The 16,105-nt window shown below is 75.8% G+C and carries 12 protein-coding genes; 5 read left to right on the top strand and 7 right to left on the bottom strand.

Annotated features, from left to right (window positions below; all coding sequences use genetic code 11):
* The first annotated feature begins 376 nt into the window (after positions 1-376).
* From trpB to lgt, 4 genes are all read left to right on the top strand, one after another.
* Entirely contained in the window at positions 377-1,630 is a 1,254-nt protein-coding gene (trpB, locus tag AB0F18_RS25690) for a tryptophan synthase subunit beta (protein ID WP_362064525.1), read from the top strand.
* A complete protein-coding gene (trpA, locus tag AB0F18_RS25685; protein ID WP_362064523.1) occupies positions 1,627-2,454 on the top strand; it encodes a tryptophan synthase subunit alpha in 828 nt (275 codons plus the stop codon). The genes trpB and trpA overlap by 4 nt, the downstream gene beginning before the upstream one ends.
* Before the next feature lie 95 nt (positions 2,455-2,549).
* Complete coding sequence (locus AB0F18_RS25680; protein ID WP_362064521.1) at positions 2,550-3,524, top strand: thioredoxin domain-containing protein; 975 nt, start codon at positions 2,550-2,552, stop codon at positions 3,522-3,524.
* A gap of 89 nt (positions 3,525-3,613) precedes the next feature.
* A complete protein-coding gene (gene lgt / locus AB0F18_RS25675) occupies positions 3,614-4,684 on the top strand; it encodes a prolipoprotein diacylglyceryl transferase (RefSeq protein ID WP_362064519.1) in 1,071 nt (356 codons plus the stop codon).
* Positions 4,685-5,099: 415 nt separating this feature from the next.
* Here lgt and AB0F18_RS25670 read toward each other — a convergent pair whose 3' ends face one another.
* The 7 genes from AB0F18_RS25670 to AB0F18_RS25640 all read right to left on the bottom strand — a co-directional run bounded on the left by AB0F18_RS25670 (position 5,100) and on the right by AB0F18_RS25640 (position 15,003).
* Positions 5,100-5,909, bottom strand: coding sequence for a CoA ester lyase (locus AB0F18_RS25670; protein ID WP_362064517.1), 810 nt, complete (start codon positions 5,907-5,909; stop codon positions 5,100-5,102).
* The gene (locus AB0F18_RS25665) at positions 5,906-7,081 is read right to left on the bottom strand and encodes a CoA transferase (protein ID WP_362064531.1); all 1,176 of its coding nucleotides are present in this window, start codon (positions 7,079-7,081) and stop codon (positions 5,906-5,908) included. Before AB0F18_RS25665 ends, AB0F18_RS25670 begins: the two co-directional genes overlap by 4 nt.
* A 790-nt stretch (positions 7,082-7,871) precedes the next feature.
* Positions 7,872-8,816: a ribokinase gene (gene rbsK / locus AB0F18_RS25660; RefSeq protein WP_362064515.1), complete on the bottom strand. Its 945-nt coding sequence runs from the start codon at positions 8,814-8,816 to the stop codon at positions 7,872-7,874.
* Positions 8,813-10,471, bottom strand: a complete 1,659-nt coding sequence (locus tag AB0F18_RS25655; RefSeq protein ID WP_362064513.1) for an ADP-ribosylglycohydrolase family protein — start codon at positions 10,469-10,471, stop codon at positions 8,813-8,815. The genes rbsK and AB0F18_RS25655 overlap by 4 nt, the downstream gene beginning before the upstream one ends.
* Positions 10,472-10,905: 434 nt before the next feature.
* Positions 10,906-12,051: an ADP-ribosylglycohydrolase family protein gene (locus tag AB0F18_RS25650; RefSeq protein ID WP_362064511.1), complete on the bottom strand. Its 1,146-nt coding sequence runs from the start codon at positions 12,049-12,051 to the stop codon at positions 10,906-10,908.
* A gap of 7 nt (positions 12,052-12,058) precedes the next feature.
* Positions 12,059-13,414 carry an ADP-ribosylglycohydrolase family protein gene (locus AB0F18_RS25645; RefSeq protein WP_362064509.1) on the bottom strand — a complete coding sequence of 452 codons (1,356 nt, stop codon included), beginning with the start codon at positions 13,412-13,414 and terminating at the stop codon, positions 12,059-12,061.
* A gap of 602 nt (positions 13,415-14,016) precedes the next feature.
* Complete coding sequence (locus AB0F18_RS25640; RefSeq protein WP_362064507.1) at positions 14,017-15,003, bottom strand: ADP-ribosylglycohydrolase family protein; 987 nt, start codon at positions 15,001-15,003, stop codon at positions 14,017-14,019.
* Between the two features lie 269 nt (positions 15,004-15,272).
* Between AB0F18_RS25640 and AB0F18_RS25635 the strand changes: the two genes are divergently transcribed.
* Positions 15,273-16,004: a VIT1/CCC1 transporter family protein gene (locus AB0F18_RS25635; protein ID WP_362064505.1), complete on the top strand. Its 732-nt coding sequence runs from the start codon at positions 15,273-15,275 to the stop codon at positions 16,002-16,004.
* The last annotated feature ends 101 nt before the right edge of the window (positions 16,005-16,105 follow it).

Here is a 16,105-nt window from a genome sequence, read left to right as displayed (position 1 = left end):
CCCGGCCGGAGTGCCGACGGCGCACGCGCCCCTGGCGCGCGGCTGCCGCCCCCGCGGCTGCCGCGCCCCGGCCCGGCGCGTCCACGGCCGGCGGGTGCGCTACGTGATCGGCTCCGAGCCCGGTCAGGTCAACGGCATGCGATGGCGCGGCGGAGCCGCGCTGTAACGACGGTTCCGCCCGCCCGGTATCCCCAGGTACCGGGCGCGGCCGGCCGCGTACGGACCCACGCCCCGGGCCACCGGCTCCCGGCGGGGGCCGCTCCGTCCGTACCCCCACCCCCTCCAGCGGGGTGCGCGGGCGACGGACCGACGGCGCAATACGGTGCACTCCAGCCACCCGTCGGCATCGCATTCCGCACCACGTAGGAGTAGTGGCATGTCCACCAGCTCGTTCTTCATCCCGGACCCGGAGGGTCGCGTCCCCAACACCGAGGGCTACTTCGGCGACTTCGGCGGCAAGTTCATCCCGGAGGCCCTCGTCGCCGCCGTGGACGAGGTCGCCGTCGAGTACGAGAAGGCCAAGGAGGACCCGGCCTTCGCCGCCGAGCTCAACGACCTCATGGTCAACTACACGGGCCGCCCCAGCGCCCTGACCGAGGTCCCCCGCTTCGCGGAGCACGCGGGCGGCGCCCGGATCTTCCTCAAGCGCGAGGACCTCAACCACACCGGCTCGCACAAGATCAACAACGTGCTGGGTCAGGCGCTGCTCACCAAGCGCATGGGCAAGACCCGCGTCATCGCCGAGACCGGCGCCGGCCAGCACGGTGTGGCCACCGCCACCGCCTGCGCCCTCTTCGGCCTCGAATGCACCATCTACATGGGCGAGATCGACACCCAGCGCCAGGCCCTCAACGTCGCCCGCATGCGCATGCTCGGCGCCGAGGTCATCGCCGTGAAGTCCGGATCCCGGACCCTCAAGGACGCCATCAACGAGGCCTTCCGCGACTGGGTCGCCAACGTGGACCGCACCCACTACCTCTTCGGCACCGTCGCCGGCCCGCACCCCTTCCCCGCCATGGTCCGCGACTTCCACCGCGTCATCGGCGTCGAGGCCCGCCGCCAGATCCTGGAGCGCGCCGGACGCCTGCCCGACGCCGTCGCGGCCTGCGTCGGCGGCGGCTCCAACGCCATCGGCCTCTTCCACGCCTTCATCCCCGACGCCGAAGTCCGCCTCGTCGGCTTCGAGCCCGCCGGGCACGGCGTGGAGACCGGGGAACACGCGGCCACCCTGACCGCGGGCGAGCCCGGCATCCTGCACGGCTCCCGCTCCTACGTCCTCCAGGACGAGGAGGGCCAGATCACCGAGCCCTACTCCATCTCCGCCGGACTGGACTACCCCGGCATCGGCCCCGAGCACTCCTACCTCAAGGACAGCGGTCGCGGCGAGTACCGCGCCGTCACCGACGACGCCGCCATGCAGGCCCTGCGCCTGCTGTCGCGCACCGAGGGCATCATCCCGGCGATCGAGTCGGCCCACGCCCTGGCCGGCGCGCTCGACCTGGGCAAGGAGCTGGGCGAGGACGGCCTGATCGTGGTCAACCTGTCCGGCCGCGGCGACAAGGACATGGACACGGCGGCCCGCTACTTCGGGCTGTACGACGGCACGGAGCCCGAGGGGGAGAACAAGTGAGCACGGGGAACCTTCAGCTGCTGAGCGACACCCTCGCCAAGGCCAAGTCCGAGGACCGCGCCGCCCTCGTCGCCTACCTCCCGGCCGGGTTCCCGACCGTCGACGGCGGCATCGAGGCCGTCAAGGCCGTCATCGCCGGCGGCGCCGACGTCGTCGAGATCGGCCTGCCGCACAGCGACCCGGTCCTGGACGGCGCCGTCATCCAGACCGCCGACGACATCGCCCTGCGCGGCGGGGTGAAGATCGCGGACGTGATGCGCACGGTGCGCGAGGCCTACGAGGCCACCGGCGTCCCGATCCTGGTCATGACGTACTGGAACCCCATCGACCGCTACGGCGTCGAGCGGTTCACCGCCGAGCTGGCCGCCGCCGGCGGCGCCGGCTGCATCCTGCCGGACCTGCCGGTCCAGGAGTCCGCGCTGTGGCGCGAGCACGCGGCGAAGCACGGTCTGGCGACCGTCTTCGTCGTGGCCCCCAGCAGCAAGGACGAGCGCCTGGCCACCATCACCGCGGCCGGTTCCGGTTTCGTCTACGCCGCCTCCCTCATGGGCGTCACCGGCACCCGCGAGTCGGTCGGCCAGGAGGCCCAGGAACTGGTCCGCCGCACCCGCGCCACCGCTGGTGCCCGCCGTGGGCTCCCCGTCTGCGTCGGCCTGGGCGTCTCCAACGCCGCCCAGGCCAAGCAGGTGGCGGGCTTCGCCGACGGTGTGATCGTCGGCTCGGCCTTCGTGAAGCTGCTGCTGGACGCGCCGAACCTGCCGGCGGGCCTGGAGGCCGTACGGGCCCTGGCGGGCGACCTTGCGGAAGGCGTACGCAGGTCCTGACGCCGGACGGGCCCGGAACGGGGTTCTGTAGCCCGATCGGGTGGATTCGGGAGCGGGGAGGCACGCGAGTGCCTCCCCGCTTCGTTTGGCGGAACGTGAGCGAGAAGAACGACGGTGCGAACCGCGACGTGACGAAACGATCGGCCCGGGAACGGCTCCAGGCGGAGCGCGAGCAGCAGAGGAAGAAGGACAAGCGCAGGCGCGCCCTCCTGGTCGGCGGGGCGGTGGTCGGCGTACTCGGCCTGGCCGCCGTCGTCGGCGTGATCGCGGCCAACACCGGTAAGGGCGACAAGTCCGCCAAGGCGGGCCCCGTCGCCGCCCCCTCGGGCGCCACCGGCAAGGACGCGCTCGCCATCCAGACCGGCAAGGACGGGGCCAAGTCCACCCTCACGGTCTGGGAGGACTTCCGCTGCCCCGCCTGCAAGGCCTTCGAGGACAACTACAGGGGCACCCTCCACGATCTGGAGAACAGGGGCCTGCTCAAGATCGAGTACCACCTGGTGACCCTGATCGACGGCAACATGCGCGGCACCGGCTCCCTGAAGGCCGCGAACGCGGCGGCGTGCGCGCAGGACGCCGGCAAGTTCACCGCGTACCACGACGTCCTCTTCGTGAACCAGCCGCAGGAGACGGACGACGCCTACGGCAAGAACGCCAAGCTGCTGGAACTGTCCGGGAAGGTCGACGGGCTGGACACCCCGGCGTTCCGCTCCTGCGTGGAGGACGGCACCCACAACAGCTGGGTCGCCAAGTCGCACGAGGCCTTCCGCGACGGAAAGTTCAAGGGCACCCCGACGGTGCTCCTGGACGGCAAGGACATCTTCGGCGACCAGGCCAACCCGCTGACCCCGCAGAAGCTCAAGGAGAAGGTCGAGGCCAACGCGGGCGCGGCACCGAAGCCGTCGGCTTCCGCTTCCGCCTCGGCGTCCCCCTCGGCCTCCGGCAAGCCCGGCTCGGCACCGAAGGCGGGCACATCGGGCTCGTCGGGTTCATCCGGCTCATCTGTCTCATCAGGCTCATCTGTCTCATCGGGCTCGAAGACGGTGTCCAAGGGAACTACGGAGGACTGAGCCGCGGCGACCGCCGTGTGTGGTTTTGGTTTCAGCTTGCCGGGCGGGTTGCGGTGGCCACCGCCCGGCAAGGTAGCGTCAGCCTTGCCATGACCCTTGCTTACATCCCCAGTCCGTCGACCGGCGTGATCCATCTCGGACCGATCCCGCTCCGCGGCTACGCGTTCTGCATCATCATCGGCGTCTTCGTCGCCGTCTGGCTCGGCAACAAGCGGTGGATCGCGCGCGGCGGAAAGCCGGGCACGGTCGCGGACATCGCCGTGTGGGCGGTGCCCTTCGGCCTGGTCGGCGGTCGCCTCTACCACGTGATCACCGACTACCAGCTCTACTTCGGCGAGGGCCGGGACTGGGTCGACGCCTTCAAGATCTGGGAGGGCGGCCTCGGCATCTGGGGCGCGATCGCGCTCGGCGCGGTGGGCGCCTGGATCGGCTGCCGGCTGCGCGGCATCCCGCTGCCCGCCTGGGCCGACGCCCTCGCCCCCGGCATCGCCGTCGCCCAGGCCTTCGGGCGCTGGGGCAACTGGTTCAACCAGGAGCTGTACGGCCGCCCCACCGACCTGCCGTGGGCGCTCAAGATCAGTGAGGGGCCGAACCGGGTGGCCGGCCTCTACCACCCGACCTTCCTCTACGAGTCCCTGTGGTGCCTGGGCGTCGCCGCCCTGGTCATCTGGGCCGACCGCCGCTTCAAGCTCGGCCACGGGCGGGCCTTCGCCCTGTACGTGGCGGCGTACTGCGCCGGGCGCGTCTGGACCGAGTACCTGCGGGTCGACGAGGCGCACCACATCATGGGCATGCGGCTCAACGTGTGGACGGCGATCCTGGTCTTCATCCTCGCGGTGGTCTACTTCGTCCTCTCGGCGAAGCTGCGGCCGGGGCGCGAGGAGGTCGTGGAGCCGGAGCCCTCCGGGGGTCCGGCCGATGAGGCGGCCGCTGCGGCCGGGGCCGACCCGGCGAAGCCGGGGGCCGCTGACGCGGCCGACGCCAAGGCCGACGCCAAGGCCGACGCCAAGGCCGACGCCAAGGCCGACGCGAAGGCCGATGCCGGGCCGAAGGACGGCCCCGCCGAGGCCGCTGTGGCGTCGGCCGAGAAGGCCGACGCCAAGCCGGTCGGGCTGAGCAAGGCCGGGGCGGATGCCGCCCCGGAGCCCGACAAGAGCTGACCGAACCACCCCGGAGGGGGCGCCGCACCACCCGCGGCGCCCCCTCCGGCATGCCGGGCGCCGCTGCGCGGGGCCTCTCCCCGCCCCGCCCTTCGCCCGTTCTCTGGGGCTCCGCCCCAGACCCCGCGCCTCAAACGCCGGCGGGGCTGGATTTATGCGCGGCTGGTCCGTCGCCTGCGGCTTCGCCCACCCGCGGCTGGATTTCGTGCAGCGAAATTCCAGCCCGCGCGGCGTTTGAGCGTACGGGCGCGCAGCGCACGTACGGGGTCCGGGGCGGAGCCCCGAAGTCTTTCAGCCCCGCCGGCGATTGAGGCGCGGGGGCAGGGGCGGCGCCCCTGGGAACTGGGGGCACCTCCCAGCGCTGCTGGGGGAGGAAGGGCGGGTAGGGGACCAGCCCCGCAGGGACAAGGCGCGGCTAGCGGACCCGCTGCGACAGGGACAGCGTGCGGTGGGCGGCCGCCACGACCGCGGGGTCGACGAAGCGCCCGTCCGGGAGGGCCAGCGCGCCAGGGGCCGCCCGGGCCGCCGAGATGATCTCCTGCGCCGCCGTGATCTCCTCCGGCCGCGGAAGGAACGCCCGCTCGATCACCGGCAGCTGCCGCGGATGGATCGCCGCCCGCCCCAGGAAGCCCAGCGCCCGCCCCCGCGCGCAGGAGGCGGCCAGCGCCTCCAGGTCCCGGATGTCCGGGAACACCGACTGCGCCGGCGGCGCCAGCCCGGCGGCCCGGGCCGCCACCACCACCCTGGAACGCGGCCAGTCCAGCCCGCCCTCCGCACACACCCCGAGATCGGCGCACAGGTCCGCCTCGCCCAGCGTCAGCCCCTGCAGGGAGGGATGCGCGCGGGCGATCTCGTACGCCCGCTCCACTCCCAGCGCGGACTCCAGCAGCGCGTACAGCGCGACCCCGCCCGTCCGGTCCGCGACCCGGGCGATCTGCTCCGGGGCGTCGACCTTCGGCAGCCGGAGCCCCGCCAGCCCGTGCAGGCGGGCCAGCGCGGTGAGGTCGGCCCCCGCCCAGGGGGAGCCCAGCGCGTTCACCCGGACGTGCACCGGCACCGGCGGCCGCTCGCTGAGCAGCTCGGCGGTGGCGGCCCGGGCGTACTCCTTGCGGGAGGCCGACACCGAGTCCTCCAGGTCCACGATGACGGCGTCCGCCCCGCACCGCAGGGCCTTCGCGACCACCGCCGGGCGGTCCCCGGGCGCGTAAAGCCAGGTCAGGATCACAAGGCACCCTCCGTGCGCAGAGCGGTGATCTCGGCCCCGGTCAGGCCGAGTTCGGTCAGGACGGCTTCGGTGTCCGCGCCGTGGGGCCGTCCCGCCCAGCGGATCCCGCCGGGGGTCTCGGACAGCCGGAACAGGACGTTCTGCATCCGCAGCGGGCCGAGTTCGGGGTCCTCGACCTCGGTGACCGTGTCCAGGGCCGCGAACTGCGGGTCGGCCAGCACGTCCCGTACGTCGTAGACCAGGGCGACGGCCGCCTCGGCCTCCTCGAAGGCCGTGATCACGTCGTCGGCCTTGTGGCGGGCGATCCACCCGCCCACGGCCTCGTCGAGGACGTGCGTGTGCTCGGCCCGGCCCGTCCCCGTCCCGAACCAGGGCTCGTCCGCCAGCTCGGGGCGCCCGACCAGGCGGACCACCCGCTCCGCGATGGACTGGGCCGACGCGGACACCGCCAGCCAGCGGCCGTCCGCGCTGCGGTAGGTGTTGCGGGGGGCGTTGTTGGCGGAGCGGTTGCCGGTGCGGGGCTGTACGTAGCCGAGCTGGTCGTACCAGAGCGGGTGCGGGCCCAGCACCGTGAGGATCGGCTCGATGATCGCCAGGTCCACCACCTGCCCGTGGCCGGTCCGCTCCCGCCCGGCGAGCGCGGTCATCACGGCGTACGCGCAGGTCAGCGCGGCGATGGAGTCCGCGAGGCCGAAGGGCGGCAGGGTCGGCGGCCCGTCCGGCTCGCCGGTGATCGCGGCGAAGCCGCTCATGGCTTCCGCGAGGGTGCCGAAGCCCGGGCGGTGGGCGTACGGGCCCTGCTGGCCGAAGGCCGTGACGCGGGCCAGTACGAGGCGGGGGTTGGCCGCCGACAGCTCGGGCCAGCCCAGGCCCCACTTCTCCAGGGTGCCGGGGCGGAAGTTCTCGACGACCACGTCGGCGGTGGCAGCCAGCCGCAGCAGGGTCGCGCGGCCGCCGGGCGTGGACAGGTCGAGGGTGATCGTCCGCTTGTTCCGCCCGAGCAGCTTCCACCACAGCCCGACCCCGTCCTTGGCGGGGCCGTGCCCACGCGAGGGGTCGGGCCGGCCGGGATGCTCGACCTTGACAACCTCGGCCCCGAAGTCCCCGAGCAGGGTGGCGGCGAGCGGCCCGGCGAACAGGGTGGCAAGGTCCAGCACCCGCAGCCCGTCCAGCGGTCCGCCCCCCGCGCCGGGCCCGCCCGCGTGCGGGCCCGGGGCGGGGGCGGGCGCGCTTGGGTGCGGACCTGAGGAGGGGGCGGTGCGGGCGCCGGTCCCGGGCGGGGCCGGGGCCCGTCCGGGGGAGGGGCCCGTGCCCGTCCCGGCACGGGGGCCGGCCCCCTGACCACCGGAGGCGGAGCCGACCCGGGACCCGGCCTCGGGCGCGGAGCCGGCGAAGCTCACGAGGCGCCCCCCTTTCCGCCACCGACCCAGGCCCCCGGCCCGGACAGGGGCCCGGCCTCGGCCACGTCACCGACCCCGGCACTGGCCCAGGTCCCGGCCCAGGCCCCGGTTCCGCCACCGGACTTGGCCCCGGAACCGTCACTGGCCGCGGCCACGTCACCGGATCCGGCCCTGCCCCGGGCCTCCGGCCCGGCGCCGCGGGCGGCCCGGAACGCCGCCCCGAGGCGGACGTCCGGCCGCGCCGGGGGTCCGGAGGCAAGGCCTGCGGGTCCGGGTGCCGGTTCGGCGGGACTGGACGCTCGACCTGCGGGGTCAGGTGCCGGTTCGGCGGGTCCGGGCGCTAGGCCTGCGGGGGCGGACACCGATTCGGCGGGTCCGGACGCTGGGCCTGCGGGGTTGGGTGAGAGGTCGGCGGGTCCGGACGGCGGGCCGGCGGGCCCGGAGGCTGGGCCCGCGGGGCCGAGGTCCAGGCCGGCGGGTCCGGGCGCCAGGTTGGCGGGGTCGGGCGTGGGGGCGGAGGTCGGGGCGGGCAGGGGCGTTGTGGGGGCGGGGGTGGTGGGGGTCATGCGGTGGTTTCCGTAGCGGGGTTCTCGTCGGGCTCCGGCGCCGGGGGCCGGGTCAGGGCGGCGGTGTCCGTCTCCGTGCGTGTCGGCATCGAGGACTGGGCCCCCGGCCGCTGCACCGAGAGGGCCGCCGCCACCGACGCCCAGCGCAGCGCCTCCGGGACCGCCCGGCCCTCCCCGAGGGCCACCGCCAGCGCCCCCACGAAGGTGTCCCCGGCGGCGGTGGTGTCCACGGCACGTACCCGGGGCGCCGGCACCGCCAGCGGCTCGCGCCCCCGGGCCGCGTACAGGGAGCCCGCCGAGCCCAGGGTGATCACCACCTCCGGTACCTCCCGCAGCAGCGCCCCGGCGGCCCGGTACGGGTCGGTGAGGCCGGTCAGGGCGGCGGCCTCGTGCTCGTTCGGGACCAGCAGGTCGGTGGCGGCGAGGAGTTCGGCCGGCAGCGGCTGCACGGGGGCCGGGGTGAGGACCGTGCGCACGCCGTGGGCGCGGGCGGCCAGGGCGCCCGCGAGGACGGCCTCCAGGGGGAGTTCGAGCTGCAGGAGCAGGCAGTCGGCCGCGCCGATGCGCGAGTCGTCGCCCGGCTCCAGACCGGTGACGCGGGCATTGGCGCCGGGAATGACGATGATCCTGTTCGCGCCCTCGTCGTCGACGGTGATGTGGGCGGTGCCGCTGGCGCCCTCGACGGTGCGCAGCGCGGCGGTCTCGACCCCCGCCCCGGCGAGGGCGGCCCGTAGCCGTACGCCGAACTCGTCCGCGCCGACCGCCCCGATCATCACCACCTCCCCGCCGAGGCGGGCGGCGGCCACCGCCTGGTTGGCGCCCTTGCCGCCGGGGACCGTGCGGAACTCCCGTCCGGTGACGGTCTCCCCGGGGTTCGGGGCCTTGGGGACGTAGGCGACGAGGTCCATGTTCGTACTGCCGAGCACGGCGATGGCCGTCATGAGCGTGCTGCCTCCTGGGCGGTGAGATGGGCGACGGTGTCGAAGCCGACGCCGTCGAAACCGGCGACGGTGGTGGAGAGGCGGTTCTTCAGCGGCGCGGTCCACCGGTCCGGGATCCGGTCGGCGGAGCCCGCGAGGAGCCCGGCGACGGAGCCGGCGGTGGCCCCGTTGGAGTCGGTGTCCCAGCCGCCGGACACCGCGCGGCAGACGGAGTGGGTGAAGTCCCCGTCGGCGTGGGTGAGGGCGGCCGCGATCAGGGCGGTGTTGGGCAGGGCGTGCACCCAGTGGTAGCGGCCGTAGCGGGCGTGCAGCCGGTCCACGACCGGCTCGAAGTCCCCTCCCGCTTCCTCGCGGGCGGTACGGATCCCGAAGCGGACGCCCTCGGCGAGGCGCGAGCGGGGCGGTACGACGGCCAGGCCGGCCCGGAGCGCGCCGTGCACGTCGGCCCGGCCGGAGGCGGCCTCGGCGACGGTGGCGGCGGCGAAGAGGGCGGCGTGGACGCCGACCCCGGTATGGCTGAGGGTGGCGTCCCGCCAGGCCTGCTCGGCGGCGGCGGCCGGGGCGCCGGGGTTGGTCCAGCCGTGGAGGTCGGCGCGAATGAGGGCGCCGATCCACTCGCGGAAGGGGTTGTGGTGGGTGGCGGTGAACGGGGGCTCCAGGCCGAGGAGCAGGTTGCGGTACGCGATCCGCTCGGCGGTGAAGGCCCGGCCGGCCGGGAGCTCGTCGAGCCAGAGGCGGGCGAGGTCGGCGGTGGCGAAGCCCTTGCCGTGGCGTTGGAGGAGGAGCAGTCCGAGGAGGGGGTGGTCGAGGTCGTCGTCCTCGGGCGCGCCGTCGATGTTCTCGGCGAGGGAGGTGGCGGCGGAGCGGCGGTTCCAGGGGTACGCGGCGAGCACCTCGGGCGGGACGCCGCGGGCGGTGAACCAGTCGTCGAGCGGCCAGTTCCCGGCGGCCCGGGCCAGCGCCCGGATCCCCTCCAGGGGCACCTTCTCCACGGGCTTCCCCAACACACACCCCACGGCCCGCCCCACCCAGGCCGCCTCCAGCCGGGCGTGCAGGAGGGGTTCGGCCGGGGCGTCCGTCCCCGGCTGCGCGGCTTGCGGTCGGGTGGGCGGCGGGGATTCCGCCCCGGGGCCTGGGGCGGGATCGGTCGGCAGGTCCGTCGTCCGGTGTCGGGGGTGGCTGGTGGCGGGCCCGGCCGTGCCGGGAGCCGGGGGAGTGGGGCCGGTCGGGCCCGGTTCGGGCTGCGGGTGGCGGGGGAGGCCCTCTGCGTACGTGGTGGGGCGCGGGCCCGGCTGGGCCGGCGCCGGGGGCCGGGGGCGTGCCCCCGGTTGAGGGAAGGGGCGGGGAGGGGAGTACGTCTGCTCCGGCCGGCCGGGCTCGGTGGGGGGCCAGGTCGCGCGGATCGCCGGCCAGGCGGTGGGTTCGTCGGGGGCCGACGGCACCGGGAGGGCCGCGAGTTCGTCCAGGAGGCGGGTGGCGAGGGCGCGCAGCTCCGGCCGGGCCGGGGCGGGGGAGGCGCCGGCCCGGGTGGGGGCCGGTTGGCCGCCCGCCGCCAGCCAGGCGCGCAGCAGCGGCCCCGCGTCCCGGCCGTCCTCGGCGGCCTGCCGCAGCTCGTGCCCGACCAGGTCCTCGGGCTGCACCCAGGTCAGCCGCACGCGCCCCGCACCGGCGGGACCCGCATCCGCCAGCGCGGGCGCGCCCGGGGCGGGGGCCGGTTCCCCGGGGACGTTCCCGCGCGCGCCTGACGGGGCCGGCTCGCCGGGGGCGGGCCGGTGGGGGGCCTGCGGGGCCGGGGCGGAAGCGTCTCCGGCCGGCGCCTTCGGTCCGGCATCGCGCGGAACCCCCTCGGGAGGAGTGGGGCCTTCGGCGGGTGCGCCCGTCTCCGTCGGGGCGTGCGTCGGGCACGTGCCCGACGGGATGACATCCGGCTTCGCCGGAGGGGGCGCTTGCTCCGCAAGGGCGTTCCGGGGCACGCCCGGCGGGGTGGGGCCGTCCGGGAGCGGGGCCGGTTCGCCGGGCCCCCCGGCCTGCGGGGCTGAGGAGTCGGGCGGCGGGGGCTGTCGGGGCGGGGGGTTCGTGGGGGGCGGTGTCATCGGGGGGACGCCAGGGTTGTGAAGGCCGTTTCGTGGGTGCGGCGGCGGGTTTGGTCGCGGGCGAAGACCTCGCGGGCGACGGTGGCCAGCGCCGCCGCCGGGGCGTGCAGGTCCAGGCGGCTGGCCTCGGCGACCTGCTTGGCCCAGCCGGCCGGCACCGCGTCCGCCCCGCCCAGCGCCCCCGCGATCGCCCCCGCCATGCCGGCCGTTGAGTCGCAGTCCCGTCCGTAGTTGACGGAGCCGAGCACCGCCGTCTCGTACCCGCCGTCCGCCACCAGCAGCATCCCCAGCGCGATCGGGAGCTCCTCGATGGAGTGCAGGCGCGAGGGCCGCCGGGCCCCGAGGGAGGGCGCGCGGTAGTCCGGGCCGACCGAGTCGTACGGGGCCACCGCCTCCCGCAGCGGGCCCAGGGCCGACTCGAAGTCCCGGTGGCGCAGGGCCACTTCCCGTACCGCCGCGATGGCCTCGCGGGTGCCGTCCTTCGCGAGGGCCAGCGCGGTGTCCACCACCGACCCCGCCGTCGCCCCCGGCAGGCACGCCGCCGCCACGGCCGCCGCGAAGACCCCGGCCGCCTCCCGTCCGTACGAGGACTGGTGCGCCCCGGCGACGTCCAGCGCCTCGGCGTAGGCGGCGTGCGGATTGCCCGCGTTGACCAGTCCGACCGGCGCCATGTACATCGCCGCCCCGCAGTTGACGATGTTGCCGGTGCCGGCCTCGCGCGGGTCGGCGTGCGCGTAGTGCAGCCGCGTCACGATCCACTTCTCCGCGAGGAACACCCGCTGCAGCGGCAGGGCTTCGGCCTCCAGCTCCGGGATCCAGCGCGGGACGGACATCAGGTCCGGGACGAGGTGGTCGGCGACCGCGTACGCGTCCAGGTGGTCCCGTACGGCCTCGTAGACCCGGACCAGCGCGTGCGTCATGAGGGTGTCGTCCGTGACGTGCCCGTCGCCCTTGTGGTACGGCGCGATGGGGCGGGCGGTGCGCCAGTCCTCGTACCAGGGGCCGACGATGCCGTGCACGCGGCCGCCGTGCCGTTCGGCGATCTGGCCGGGGGACCAGCCCTCCACCGGGCCGCCGAGGGCGTCGCCGACGGCGGCGCCGACGAGGGAGCCGGTGATCCGGTCCTCCAGAGTGAACGTCATGTCCGAATCATCCCTTGGGTGAGGTGAGTTCCGTACGGGTGAGGAGCGCGGCGAGCTCGACCAGGTCGGTTCCGGCCAGCCGGGGCAGCGCGCAGCCGGACAGGACGCGGCAGGCCTCGCGCCAGGAGGCGGGCAGGGAGTCGCCGCCGCCGAGGGCTCCGGTGAGGGCGCCCGCGAGGGCGGGGGCGGAGTCGGCGACGCGGGAGAGGCAGGCGGCGGCCGGGACGGCCTCGGCGGCCCTGCCGTCGGCGGCGGTGGCGAGGGCGAGGGCGACGGGGACGGTCTCGGCGGCGGCGATGCCGTAGCTGTAGACGTGGTCCACGATCTGGTGTTCCAGCAGCGGGACCAGGGCGAAGGCCCCTTCACGGTCGCTACGGGCGAGTGTGACGGCGTGCCGGGCGTTGCGGCCGATCTCGGTGGCGGCGGGCAGCTGTTCCAGGGCGGCGTCGACGGCGGTGACGGTGTCCGCGCCGCCGAGGGCGGCGGCGACGGCGGCGGCCATGGCGCGGGCGCCGTGGACGCCGTCGCCGTCCTGGGTGTAGCGGGCGTCGAACTCGGCGAGTTCGGCGGCCGCGCGGGGGTCGCCGGGGTGCACCACCGCGAGCACGCAGGCGCGTACGCACGCGGCGTCGTCGAAGTAGTGCGGGTTGTCGTGGCCGGTGGCGGGCGGGCGCAGACCGGCGGCGAGGTTGCCGAGGCCGGCCCGTACGGAGATCCGCGCGCGCATCGGCAGCACGGCGGACTCGACCTCGGGGGCCCGTTCCGCCGCCGCGGCGACCTCGCTGGCCAGGGCGTTCCAGGCAAGGTCGATGGCGGCGCGCATGCGGCGGGACCGGGACAGGTCGCTGAGCAGGGCGCCGGCGGCGGTGAGGACGGACTCGGCGGCGAAGGCCGCCCATTCGGCGTCGTCGGAGGGGCCCAGGCGCAGGGGCTCGGGGGGCTGGTTGAGGGCGATGGGGACGGGCAGGGTGGTGGTGGCGTTCTGCTCGGCGAAGGTGTCGAGCTCGCGGGTCAGGCGGCGGGTCCACTCGGGCATCCGGCTGGCCCGGTGCCGGGCGGCGGGCCACCCGGCGGCGTCGCCTGCGGCGAGCCCGAGCAGCAGCCCTTCGATGCGGCGCGGTGCCGTGGCCTCCGGCGGTGCGGCGGGGGGCCGGGGCTCTGTGCGCGGCGTCTCCCCGGCGGGGGTGCGGGGGGCCGTGCCGGCCGGGCCCGGCAGCGCTCCCGGGCCACGGCGCACCCCGCCGGCCGGCCCGGCCCTGAGGCCCGTCACCCCGGCCGCGACGAACCCTTCCCCCACCCCGCCCCTCCCCGAAACCGGGGCCGCACCCCCGACCCCCCGGCCCGGTCCCACCCCGACGGCCATTACCGGGGCGTCCCCCGCGACCGCCCCGCCCGGCGGGGCGGAGCCTGCGCCGACGGGCCCGTCCGGGGCGGGGGCCGGGACGACGTGTCCCGGTACCGCTGCCGTAGCGGGGCCTTGGCCGGTGGGTGCGCCGGCGGGGTCGTACGGGGTGGGGTCCGCGGCCCCCTGTCCCGGCGGCAGGACAGCGGGCCCCGCTTCGGGGGCCGCGCCGCTGGCCCTTCCGGCGGCGGCGGTCGGGGCGACGGGGCCCGGTGCCGCTGCCGGGGCCGAGTGGCCGGCCGGGGCCGAGGTGGGCGCTGCCGGGGTCGCGTCCGGGGTGCGGGTCGGGATGACGGAAGCCCCCGCCCCGGCCCTCGCCGCCAGTGGGGGCGCGGCTGCGGGCCACCGGCCCGGGACCGTGCCCGTGCAGACCTCCGGGGCCGCACCCAGGTCCGGGGCCGGGCGGGGCTGCGGGGCTGCACCCGGGGACGCCCCCAGGTCCGAGGCCGGGCGGGGTTGCGAGGCCGCACCCGGGTCCGGGGCCGGGGCCGGGGCCGCACCCAGGACCGGGGTCAGGCGGGGTTCCGGGGACGGGGCGGGTTGGGGGGAGTCGGGTGGTGGGGTCATCGGGGGGGCTCGGATTCCGGGGTGAGGAGGTCCGCGATGTCCAGGACGTGGTAGCCGCGCATCGACGGCAGGCAGCTGCCGCGGACCGGGCCGATGGCCGAGGACCAGGCGGTGGGGATGGCGGTGGCGCCGGACAGGGCGCCGGACAGGGCGCCCGCCACCGCCGCCGTGGTGTCGGCGTCGCGGCCCATGTTGACCGCCGTCAGGACCGAGGACGGGAAGTCCCCCGCGCAGGCCGCGAACGCGCCGAAGGCCAGGCCCACCGCCTCCGGGGCCAGGTCCGTCCAGGGATAGCCGCCGATGACCACCGCCGACCGCACCGCCCGCTCCCCGCGCGGGGCCGCGGTGACCGCGCGGCGCAGGGAGCGGGCCGTCCAGGAGTCGGACGGGATGACGGAGAGGGCCGCCGAGACCACGGACGCGGGGGAGCCGCCCGCCATCGCGGCCGCGACGCCCGCCGCGACGGCCTGGCCGCCGTAGATGCCCTCGCCGTCATGGCTGACCGTGCCGTCGATCGCGACCAGCCGCGCCGCCTCCGCCGGGCGGCCCGCCGCGAAGACCCCGAACGGGGCCGCCCGCATCGCCAGGCCGTCCGACCACGCGTGGCGGTGCTGCGCCGAGATGGGCGCCGCCAGGCCCCGGCGCAGGTTCTCCAGCGTGCCCCGCTCCGAGAAGCCGGCGCCGCGGAACGGGCCCTCGTCCAGGTCCGCGATCCAGTGGTGCCAGGCCCGCTCCACGTGCGCGACGGTCAGCGCCGAGCCGTGCCGGGCCAGCAGCAGGCCCGAGAAGATCGCGTACTCGGTGTCGTCCGTGCCCGCCGGGTCCTCCGACACGAAGCCCTCGATACGGCCCCACCGCGCCCGGATCTCGGACGGCTTCATGTTCTCCGCCGGAGCACCCAGCGCGTCACCCACCGCGAGGCCGAGAAGCGCACCCCTGGCCCGTTCGAGGAGGATCTGCGGACTGCATGCGACCAGCTCCATGGCGCGCCTCTCCGACGTGATGGGCCCCATCATGAGCCCCTGGGGGATTTGTGCCACGCCATGTGGTTTGTCGGTCGCCGCGAAACACCCCCCGGAGACCGCCGTCACCCGGTCGCCGACCCGCGAAACCCCAGGTAAGTACGGCCTTCCTTGCTGGCGGGAGCCGAAAATCGTGCGTACTTTCGAGGTGTTCAGGGGAGTGCCCGGGGTGGGCACGGCTGCGCGCTGCCTTCGCGTACCCGCTCATGCGAAAAGGGGAGATACGCCGCATGTCCATCATCGACACCGAAGCGCCGCTGCACACCGCCCACCGCGACAACCACACCCACCGCGACGTCAACGGCGGATGGCTGCGCCCGGCCGTCTTCGGCGCCATGGACGGCCTCGTCTCCAACCTCGCCCTGATGACCGGTGTCGCCGGCGGCGCGGTGGCCCCGCAGACCATCGTCATCACCGGTCTCGCCGGGCTGGCCGCCGGCGCCTTCTCGATGGCGGCCGGCGAGTACACCTCCGTCGCCTCGCAGCGCGAGCTGGTCCTCGCCGAGCTGGACGTGGAGCGCCAGCAGCTGCGCAAGCACCCAGTCGACGAGATGGAGGAGCTCGCCGAGCTCTACGTCTCGCGCGGGGTCGAGCCCGCGCTCGCCCGCGAGGTCGCGATGCAGCTGTCCCGTGACCCGGAGCAGGCGCTGGAGATCCACGCCCGTGAGGAGCTCGGCATAGACCCCGACGACCTGCCGTCGCCGCTGGTCGCGGCCGTCTCGTCGTTCGGCTCCTTCGCGCTGGGCGCGCTGCTCCCCGTACTGCCCTACCTGCTCGGGGCGACCGCCCTGTGGCCGGCGGTGCTGCTGGCGCTCGCCGGGCTCTTCGCCTGCGGCGCGGTGGTGGCCCGGGTGACGGCCCGGTCCTGGTGGTACAGCGGTATGCGCCAGCTTGTCCTGGGTGGTGCCGCGGCCGGTGTGACGTACGTCCTGGGAACCTGGATCGGCGGCGCCATAGGCTAAGCGGCCTGGGAGTGAGACACTATGCAGAACACAACATAAGTAGTCTCGGATCCGGTGGTTTCACTTCCGTTGCCGCCGGGCATCAGACCAGGGCGCCGGGC

Source organism: Streptomyces sp. NPDC029216 (genome assembly GCF_040648015.1).
GTDB lineage: Bacteria > Actinomycetota > Actinomycetes > Streptomycetales > Streptomycetaceae > Streptomyces.
This window is presented reverse-complemented; position numbering and strand designations above follow the sequence as displayed.